We start from the raw sequence: 9,730 nt of genomic DNA on the forward strand, positions 1-9,730 counted from the left end.
GTTTTACAAGTTTATCTTCACAGTATGAAAAATTCAGATTGTCTTAGTGAACCGCCGTATACCGAACGGTACGTACGGTGGTGTGAGAGGTCGGTAGATAAATTAATTATCTACCTCCTACTCGATATGCTGGGAAAAAAATTTTTTTCTGATATAATAAATATGGCTTAAAAAAATAAAATGTATTAAAAACTATTACTTTGTTTTTTATTTAAAATTTACAATCTAAAGTTCAAATAAAGCCATATTTTTAGGCTTATTTGCAGGAGGGAGATGACGGAATGGAGACATTACTAAATAAGATATTAAAGGATAATAAACATTTAACTAGAGAGGGTAAGGTAGCAAGTTATATCCCTGCTTTAAAGAAAGCTAATCAAGATGACTTAGGAATATGTATCGTAGATGTTAATGGAAACACTTATAAAGCAGGTGAATATAATAAAAAGTTTACTATACAAAGTATATCAAAAACAATATCGTTAATGCTGGCCATAATGGATAATGGAGAGGATATTGTTTTTGATAAAATAGGAATGGAACCCACAGGTGATGCTTTTAATTCCATGGTTAAGTTAGAAATGATATCACCATCTAAACCATTAAACCCTATGATTAATGCAGGGGCAATAGCCGTTGCTTCGTTAATAAAGGGAAAAAATGCAGATGAAAAATTTGAAAGGTTGTTAAACTTATTTAGAAAAATATCTAATAATAATAAATTAAATATAAATAAGGAAGCCTATTTATCAGAAAAGGAAACTGGAGATAGAAATAGAGCATTGGCATACTTTATGAAGGATGTTGGCATATTTGATGGAAATGTTGAAGAGATACTAGATGTATATTTTAGACAATGTGCAATAGAGGTTAATTCCATAGATATAGCTAATATAGGCTTATTTTTGGCTAATAGGGGCCAAATACCAAAAACTAGAGAGAAGGTTACAACTGAAAGTATAGCTAAGACTGTAAAAACATTTATGATAACATGTGGAATGTATAATGAATCGGGGCAGTTTGCCATAGAAGTAGGTATACCAGCTAAAAGTGGTGTGGGTGGTGGAATAATGGCATCTGTACCTAATGAAATGGGAATAGGTGTCTTTGGTCCGGCATTAAATGAAAAGGGAAATTCAATTGCAGGCTATGGAGTATTAAAGGATTTATCGGATAAACTTAATTTAAGTATTTTTTAAAAAGGTATAGCAAGTTTACAATTAGATGTATATTATAATTTTAAGAAGGGGAAAGAAATATATAAGTTAAGTAAGGAATTATAGATCATAGATGTAGGTGATTATGTTGGATTTAATTTATAATATAACAGGGGTTAATGGTGATATAAAAATTGATTTTACTAGTGATGGAGTAAAAGATTTAGAAGATGCCCATGGAAGTATCGTTTTTACTTTCTATAATGGGAAGTATGTTATGACATACCACAACAAGCGAAAGGGTTGGGAGTTTCCAAAGGGCAAAAGAGAAAAGGGAGAAACCCCACTGGAATGTGCCCTACGGGAGACCCTTGAAGAAACGGGGGCAATATTAGCATCTATAGAACCCTTAGGTTACTATAATGTTACTTCTGACAGTGGAGTATTTAAAACTGCTATTTATAAAGCCGAAGTTGATAGATTTGAAACAAAACCAAGATGGAGTGAAACTGATTTAGTTAAATTATTTGATATACTTCCCGACAATTTATCCTTTAAAGATGATGTGTATAAGATAACATTAGAATATATTAGGTCAATTGAATAAGATTTAAATACAATAAAACCACGGATATCCGTGGTTTTATTGTATTTAAACTGCACTCTGCACAGAACAAAGAGGGGACAAAATCGCCTTTGTTCCTAACTTTCATCGGTATCAAAATTTTTGGAAAACTTTAATGGCATGTTGTCATCATTATTAGTGGATATGCCCAACATATATAGGGCAGGACAAAATCTAGTTATACCCTCTGCAACTTTCATAGCCCCTAAAGCTATAAGGGAACTTGAATCTTTAGCAACTCCTACTCCGAACATTGTTAATCCACCGGTTATTCTTAAATATGCATCTAAATCTCCTACATTTTTTTTCAAAATAACACCACCTTTTTCATAATAGTCAATTTTAGTTTTCCAAAAAAATATAAAACCTATTACAGATTTATTTTTTTTATTAAAAATTAATCTATATATAGGGTTTTAGGGATTAATTTGTTTATGGATTTTATATATATAGTGAAATATAATATTAATGAGGGGTAGATGAATGGGGGGATATAGTGAGAAAGGGTTTAGGTGTTTTTTTTATTATAGTTTTTATACTTACAAGTACTGTATGTTATGTAAGTGGTGACAATAAAAATGAACTAACAAAAAAAGAGAAAGTAAATCTGTATTTTAGCGACAAAGAAACTTTAAATTTATTATCTATTAAAACTGAGGTTACTTATGATGGAAATAGTATAGAAAAGAAAATAGTAGAAAAATTAAAAAAGGATAGCAAGGATAAGAAATATGATTATATAAGAACCATAGGACCAGATATTACTCTTCTAAGTTTAGAGACTAGAGATGGGACGGCCTATGTTAATTTTTCCAGTGAAAACTTAAATGGAGGTTCAGCTGAGGAGACATTAATGATAGATTCAATAGTTTTATCCCTTACAGAGCTAAAACACATATCAAAAGTTCAGTTTTTGATTGATGGTGAAATAGAGGAATCTCTTATGGGACATATATCTATAAAAGAACCCTTTGATAGGGAAGATGTAACTTCTAAGTATAAAAGTATAAAAAATTAGTTAGGGGATTATACCCCCTAACTACTGTTAAAAATTCATAAATCTAGTATTTTAGAAGTTTAATCCTTCTTTTTTTACTCCTACACTTAAAGATAAGCCGATACATATCATGTTAACCAATAGAAAGGTTCCACCATAGCTTACGAAGGGAAGGGGCACTCCTGTTATAGGTAAAAGGCCCATATTCATACCTATATTTTGGAATATATGAAATAACATCATGGATGCTACACCTATTGGTATCAAGGACCCAAACAAATCAGAAGTATTTTTAGCTATACTTATTAATCTTATAAGCAGGGTTATATATAATAGAATTAATAATAGTCCCCCCAATAGTCCTAATTCTTCAACGATAACAGAAAAGATAAAGTCACTTTCCTTAACAGGTAAATAATTGTATTGAGTTTGAACTCCATTAAATAAACCTCTTCCAAATATCTTTCCAGAACCTATGGCAGTTATAGCTTGGTCAAGTTGGTATAAATCACCGGAGGTATCCGCCGATGGATTAGTTAGATAGGTTATAAAACCCAAAATTCTCTTTTTTTGATACTTATCCCAGGAAAACCAAAGCACAGGCAAACTTGCAAATCCAGCAATTAAAGAAAATAATATATATTTATAGTTTAGACCTGCAACAAAAAGCATTATAGCTGTAAAAAAAACAAAAACCATAGCAGTACCAAAATCCGGTTGTATTGCTATAAGAGTAATAGGAATTGAAGCAAAGATAATAACTTTTAATAAAGTTTTAAGTTCATTTATTGATTCTTGATTCTTATCTATAAACTTAGCTATAGATAAAATCATACCTACTTTAACTATTTCCGACGGCTGAAAAGAAAATCCCAATATTGACAACCAACTTCTAGCTCCCCATTGTTCTCTACCGTATCCAAATATTAACACAGCTAGTAGAAGTAAATTACATATAACATATATAGGGATATATAGCTTTCCAAAGAAGTCATAATCTAAAAATAATATAATACCGATTAGTATTAATCCTAATATGAAAGCTGTTATTTGTTGTTTTAAAAAGGGCATACTACCAAATTTTTTGCTGGCAGTTGCACTTGAAATAATAATAAAACCGTATATAGAGAGAAAAACAGAAGCAAAAAATAATATATAGTCAAATCTCTTCCAAAACTGTCTTCTTTTTTTATCCACAGAAATCATCCTTTACCTTATATCTAAATACTATTTAGATTATACCACATTGTAACTGCTTAAGTCTATAATGGGTAAGATTATAATAAAGGTAATTGGTACATACTTATATGGAAAAATCTGAAAACATATTTTGGGGTATTTGTTTGGGATAATATTCTCCATTTTTTTCATTACAAATATATTCATTGGATATTTGATTTTTATTTTTAACTATATCTTTTAGGCTAGACAATAAGTAATCTATTTCATCTAAAGTGTTATACATACCAAAACTTACCCTAACTAAGCCGGGGGTAGAAGATAAATTTTTAAAAATTAAATTCTTCTGTAATTTTGATATTTCTGTAGAAGAAAGATTTAGTAATCTATGAATATATGGATGGGCACAAAAACAGCCATTTCTAACACCTATACCATAATCATAGGAAAGTATAGCTGCAAGTAAGTCATGGGGTATATCTTGTATATTGAAAGATATAACTCCCACCGTATCCTTGACTTTTTTATTATTAAACTGAGAGTATAGTTTCAGATTATTAATGGCTTTTAATTCTTTTAATATGTGTTTTGTTAGTTTTTTTTCATGTTTTTTTATATTATCCATACCTATTTCATCTAATATTTTACAAGACTCAGCTAAAGCTACAGCACCTACTACATTTGGAGTTCCAGCCTCTTCTTTATCAGGAAGATCTGCCCAATAGCTATTATATTGGGTGACACTTGATATAGTTCCACCTCCTACATATTCAGGCTCCCCTTTTAAAAATATGTTTTTAGGACCTATAAGGGCTCCACTACCAAATGGTGCATACATCTTATGTCCGGATAATACTAGGAAGTCTATATAGTCCTTGCTATTATATCCCTTCATATTAATCTTACGATGGGGAATAAGCTGAGCTCCATCTACCAATAATTTTGAGTTGTATTTATGGGCTAAAGTGGCAATGTGATGGATGTCATTTACTATACCTGTAACATTTGAACATCCAGTTACAGTTACTAACTTAATTCTACCTTTATTAATTTTTAATTTATGTTCTAAAAAATTTAGATCCAAAGTTCCATCATCTAAAATATTGCAATGTATGGTTTTAGATTTATTTCTCCAGGGTAGATCGTTGGAATGATGTTCCATCAAAGTGGTTATGATTATATCATTTTTACTTAATCCTAATCTATAGGATAGTTTGTTTATAGCTTCTGTTGTATTCTTAACAAATATAACTGTATTTTTATCTAAATCACAATTAACAAAATTACCTACTATTTCGTGACATTTATCATATACATCGGTTGATATCCTAGACTTATAACCTGTTCCTCTGTGAATACTTGAATACCATTGTAGAAAATTATTTAGTTTATTAAGTACTGGTTTTATTGTAGGGGTGCTTGCGGCATTATCAAAGTTAACATAATTGACTTTTTTACCATTCTTAGTCATAACCTTCTTATCAATACCAACTACCTGTTTTCGGATGTTATTTATTGAATATGTTTTGTTAAAAAACATAAAAAAGCCCCCTTATTCTATATTTTAACAAATCTTGTGGCATAATCAGCATTTTTACGTACTTTATTTAAATATATTTTAAAAATAAACTGAGTTTTTTATTAAAAAAACTACTTTATAATTATAATATGACTAGGAGCATAATTTGACACAGATATATATGATAAACTTAGTTTAGAAGTTATAGATTGGGTATAATAAGATTATAGAAAAAGAGGTGATATATATGATAATAGGAAGTCATTTATCAACAGCTAAAGGGTTTAAGAATATGGGAAAAGTAGCTGTTGCAATGAAAGCAAATACATTTCAATTTTTTACTAGAAACCCTAGGGGAGGTAAGGCTAGAAAATTAGACGAAAAAGACATTAGAGGTTTAAAGGAAATAATGGATGAAAATAATTTTGGTCCTATATTAGCCCATGCACCTTATACACTGAACATGTGCTCTAAGACAGACAAAACAAGGGACTTTGCTAGAATAGCTTTCAAAGACGATTTAGAAAGACTCGAAAAGTTGCCCTGTAGTTTATATAATTTTCATCCAGGAAGTCATACTGGTCAAGGTGTAGAAAAGGGGATAGAACAAATTGTAGAGATATTAAATGAAACAATAAAAGAGGACACAACCACTACAATATTACTGGAAGCCATGGCAGGTAAAGGTACAGAAATAGGAAGGAACTTTGAAGAGTTAAAAAAAATTATAGATGGGGTTAACTATAAAGGGAAAATGGGAGTTTGTATAGATACTTGTCATATATTTGCGGCAGGGTATGATATAGTAAATGATTTAGACGGAGTCTTAGAAGAATTTGATAGTATAATAGGATTAGATAGATTGAAAGGAATACATTTAAACGATAGTATGAAACCCTTTGGTAGTAATAAAGATAGACATGCTCCCATCGGAGAAGGAGAAATTGGTTTTGATGCCATAGTAAATATAGTGACCCATCCAAAACTTAAAAACTTGCCTTTTTATTTGGAAACACCCAATGATATAGAGGGGTATAAAAGGGAAATAGAAATGCTAAGAAAAATTTCACAATAAAAAAGTCGGCAAAGCCGACTTTTTTTATTGAAGCATGTTATTTTGATATTGAGGTTGTGGCATCATAAGGTCGAATTGACTAAAAGAGTTTTCATCAGTTAACTCAGGCAACTTAATTTCAATATCCCCGTTTATATTAGTTATATTACTATTATATTCTATGTCTAGGTTTAAAGTTGGTAATTGTTCATCTGTAGTACCTATATTGTTTTCTAACTTGTTAAAAGTTTCTTCAAGTTTATCCATATCTATTACAATATCCATTGTACCAGATTGAGATACTACATAACCATCTTTGTTAACGTGGAAATTCATAACTATCCCTTCATCTCCAACAAATTGAATATCTTCTATTTTATCCATGAAACTATTAAACTTATCTTTTAGCATTGCTACATCAAAGGAGTTAAGCATTTGATTTATCTCCTCATCCATTTCTTCTTTAGTCATGTTCTCACTATCTAAGTTGTAAACCATATCCTTTATCATATTTAAATAATCTTTTATACTATCTTTAAGGTCTTCTTTATCTAGAATATAGTTTACAGAATATCTTAAATATTCTTTAGCAGTTTTATCATCAAGTTTTAGTTCATATACACTAACCTTTTCTTCATTAACTTTTTCTTTACCTTTATATGTAACTAATTTTTTGTCAAAATCAAAATCTTTTTCATAGTCCTCCAATAGTTCCAATGATGACTGTTGGAATTTAGTCATAAAGTTTTGCATAAATTCTTTCATGAATTCTTCGGTTTTTTCCATCGTTTCAGCATCTTGACCATCTAACATTTTATCATAATCAGAGTAGTCATATACCATATATTTCTTTCCCATTAACTCAGGATTAACTTGAGCTAAAGTGCCAGATAATATTCCTGGAACTTCCATAACTTGTAACATTTTAAAGTTATCTCCCGACCAGTCATAGTCATGCCAAAGATTTAACTTAACACCAAGTCCACCTAAAGTATAGTCTAAAGTAGATTCTGCTTTAAATTTTGTTAGGTCTTCGTTTTGAACCACTTTTTGATTAATATTGGCTTCAATGTTCTTAAGCATGTTTAAAACCATCGCCATATTTTGAGCCTCTTGTGATGGTAGCTGTAGATTATCAAAAGAAACATCTAACTTAACACTAGCATTTGTTTCATAAGATTTCATAGAGCTAGTTTTTTTGATAGCATCCATTAAATCTTCATTCCCGGCTGTACATCCAGTGAAAGTGATTATGGCTAAAGTGACAACTAACATTACTGCAATAAACTTCTTGTTCTTTTTCATATGGATACCTCCCAATTTTAAAAGTATTATATAGTTTGATTTACTATATTATATTATAGATATACCAATTACACAATCACTTATTAGCACAAAGTGAAAATATGTACAAGTATATTAGAAAATTTATGATTGAATAATCTAAATGATGGGAATGATTTAAAATATAATAAAAATTTAATAAATGTTATCAATGTGGGAAAAAAGAAAGAAATATGTTATACTTATATTGTTAAATACTTAATAATCCTATATTGTAAAGACAAATAGATTATCAATATTAAAGGAGGTACATATAGTTATGAGTACTAATCATGATTTCTTAGAGAGTAAGATTGAAGGATTAAAGGAGCAAGGTGTTTACAGAAAGTTACCAGTTTTAGAAGGAGCAAATGAAGCAGAGATAATGTTAGATGGTCAAAAGGTTATAAACTTATCATCAAATAACTACCTAGGATTTGCAAACCATCCAAGACTTAAAAAAGCGGCTATAGAGGCTGTGGAGAAGTATGGAGTTGGAGCAGGCGCTGTTAGAACTATAGTAGGTAATATGGATATACATGAAGAACTAGAAGATGTTCTTGCAAAGTTTAAAAGAGAAGAAGCAGTTATGGTATTTCAATCGGGATTTAACTGTAATGCAGGTACTATACAAGCAATAACAGAAAAAGGTGACTTAATCATATCTGATGAATTAAATCATGCTAGTATCATTGATGGAGTTAAATTAAGTAAAGCTGATAAAGCTATATTTAAGCATTCAGATATGGAGGATCTAGAAAGGGTGCTTAAAGAAAAGAGAGACCAGTATAATAAATGTCTAATTATAACTGATGGTGTATTTAGTATGGATGGAGATATAGCTAAGTTACCAGAAATAGTTGAGTTGGCAGAAAAATATAATTGTATGACATATGTTGATGATGCCCATGGATCTGGAGTATTAGGAGAAAGCGGTAGGGGTACTGTTGACCATTTTAACCTACATGGTAAAGTGGACTTCTCAATAGGCACACTATCTAAGGCTATTGGAGTTATAGGAGGATATGTGGCTACAAGTAAAGCTGGTCAAGAATGGTTAAACCATAGAGGAAGACCAATACTATTCAGTACATCATTACCACCAGCAGCAGTTGGAGCTATAATAGAGGCTGTAAATATGTTAATGGAAACAACAGAGTTTACTGATAAATTATGGAGCAATGCTAAATACTTTAAAGAAAAGCTTGGTAAACTTGGTTTTGATACTGGACACAGTGAGACACCAATAACACCTGTTATAATAGGTGATGAAGCTAAGACAATGGAGTTTAGTAAGGCCCTTAAGGAAAACGGTGTCTTTGTATCGGCAATAGTGTTCCCAACAGTACCAAAGGGAACTGGAAGGGTAAGATGCATGATAACAGCAGGACATACAGAGGAACAATTAGATAGAGCAGTAGCGGTGTTTGAAAAGGTTGGAAAAGAGATGGGAATAATATAATTAAAAAGGGCGCCTAGGCGCCCTTTTTAAGTTACAGTTGAGAATTGACAATAGACAATTGACAGTTAAGGTACAAATCGGCTAAAGCTGACTTAGATATATTTCTTAATAAGCTGTGGGATTGCGAATCCCCCAGCAACTGAACTCTTACGACTATCCCAGCAACTGAATTCTTGCTAATCTCCTAGCAACTGAACTTTACTATTATATACTGTCTGTATTTAAAATCGTCTTGAATATATTCAGGACTTACATAGAGAAACATATAACTTACTATAAGCAATAAAAAAGGGGCTGTCGGGAAATAGACAGTTAATAAAAAATAGTATAATGGATATCCATTATATTATTTTTTTATGCAAAAAAGAAAAAAAGGAAGGTTAAAAATAACCTTCCCATTTCCGTTATATAATA

General features: G+C 30.8%; 9 protein-coding genes. 5 read left to right on the top strand and 4 right to left on the bottom strand.

Features of this window, described 5'->3' with window-relative positions; all coding sequences use genetic code 11:
- Positions 1-281 precede the first annotated feature (281 nt).
- A complete protein-coding gene (gene glsA / locus V6137_RS19535) occupies positions 282-1,199 on the top strand; it encodes a glutaminase A (protein ID WP_425449644.1) in 918 nt (305 codons plus the stop codon).
- Between the two features lie 106 nt (positions 1,200-1,305).
- Positions 1,306-1,764, top strand: coding sequence for an NUDIX hydrolase (locus tag V6137_RS19540; RefSeq protein WP_425449645.1), 459 nt, complete (start codon positions 1,306-1,308; stop codon positions 1,762-1,764).
- A gap of 95 nt (positions 1,765-1,859) precedes the next feature.
- Here V6137_RS19540 and V6137_RS19545 read toward each other — a convergent pair whose 3' ends face one another.
- Positions 1,860-2,093, bottom strand: a complete 234-nt coding sequence (locus V6137_RS19545) for a YgaP family membrane protein (RefSeq protein ID WP_425449646.1) — start codon at positions 2,091-2,093, stop codon at positions 1,860-1,862.
- A gap of 185 nt (positions 2,094-2,278) precedes the next feature.
- Here V6137_RS19545 and V6137_RS19550 point away from each other — a divergent pair, with 185 nt between their 5' ends.
- A complete protein-coding gene (locus tag V6137_RS19550; RefSeq protein WP_425449647.1) occupies positions 2,279-2,800 on the top strand; it encodes a GerMN domain-containing protein in 522 nt (173 codons plus the stop codon).
- A 51-nt stretch (positions 2,801-2,851) separates the two neighbouring features.
- On the opposite strand, the gene rodA is transcribed toward V6137_RS19550, so the two are convergent.
- Positions 2,852-3,976 carry a rod shape-determining protein RodA gene (gene rodA, locus V6137_RS19555; RefSeq protein ID WP_425449648.1) on the bottom strand — a complete coding sequence of 375 codons (1,125 nt, stop codon included), beginning with the start codon at positions 3,974-3,976 and terminating at the stop codon, positions 2,852-2,854.
- Between the two features lie 106 nt (positions 3,977-4,082).
- Positions 4,083-5,498, bottom strand: coding sequence for an aminotransferase class V-fold PLP-dependent enzyme (locus V6137_RS19560; protein ID WP_425449649.1), 1,416 nt, complete (start codon positions 5,496-5,498; stop codon positions 4,083-4,085).
- Positions 5,499-5,724: 226 nt separating this feature from the next.
- On the opposite strand from V6137_RS19560, the gene V6137_RS19565 reads away from it, so the two are divergent.
- On the top strand, positions 5,725-6,552 hold the full coding sequence (locus tag V6137_RS19565) for a deoxyribonuclease IV (RefSeq protein ID WP_425449650.1): 828 nt from the start codon (positions 5,725-5,727) through the stop codon (positions 6,550-6,552).
- Between the two features lie 24 nt (positions 6,553-6,576).
- Here the strand turns inward: V6137_RS19565 and V6137_RS19570 are convergent, their stop codons facing one another.
- Complete coding sequence (locus tag V6137_RS19570) at positions 6,577-7,836, bottom strand: hypothetical protein (protein WP_425449651.1); 1,260 nt, start codon at positions 7,834-7,836, stop codon at positions 6,577-6,579.
- A gap of 298 nt (positions 7,837-8,134) precedes the next feature.
- Between V6137_RS19570 and V6137_RS19575 the strand changes: the two genes are divergently transcribed.
- Positions 8,135-9,316 (top strand): glycine C-acetyltransferase, encoded by a 1,182-nt coding sequence (locus V6137_RS19575; RefSeq protein ID WP_425449652.1) that lies wholly within the window; start codon positions 8,135-8,137, stop codon positions 9,314-9,316.
- Positions 9,317-9,730 lie beyond the last annotated feature (414 nt).

The sequence above is a fragment of the Dethiothermospora halolimnae genome, from assembly GCF_037577855.1.
In the GTDB taxonomy this organism is placed as follows: domain Bacteria; phylum Bacillota; class Clostridia; order Tissierellales; family VENL01; genus Dethiothermospora; species Dethiothermospora halolimnae.

What these genes read in the sequence shown, in the direction of transcription:
- glsA (WP_425449644.1), top strand. Translation starts at nt 282, where the DNA reads ATGGAGACATTACTAAATAAGATATTAAAGGATAATAAACATTTAACT.
- V6137_RS19570 (WP_425449651.1), bottom strand. Translation starts at nt 7,836, where the DNA reads ATGAAAAAGAACAAGAAGTTTATTGCAGTAATGTTAGTTGTCACTTTA.
- V6137_RS19565 (WP_425449650.1), top strand. Translation starts at nt 5,725, where the DNA reads ATGATAATAGGAAGTCATTTATCAACAGCTAAAGGGTTTAAGAATATG.
- V6137_RS19560 (WP_425449649.1), bottom strand. Translation starts at nt 5,498, where the DNA reads ATGTTTTTTAACAAAACATATTCAATAAATAACATCCGAAAACAGGTA.
- V6137_RS19575 (WP_425449652.1), top strand. Translation starts at nt 8,135, where the DNA reads ATGAGTACTAATCATGATTTCTTAGAGAGTAAGATTGAAGGATTAAAG.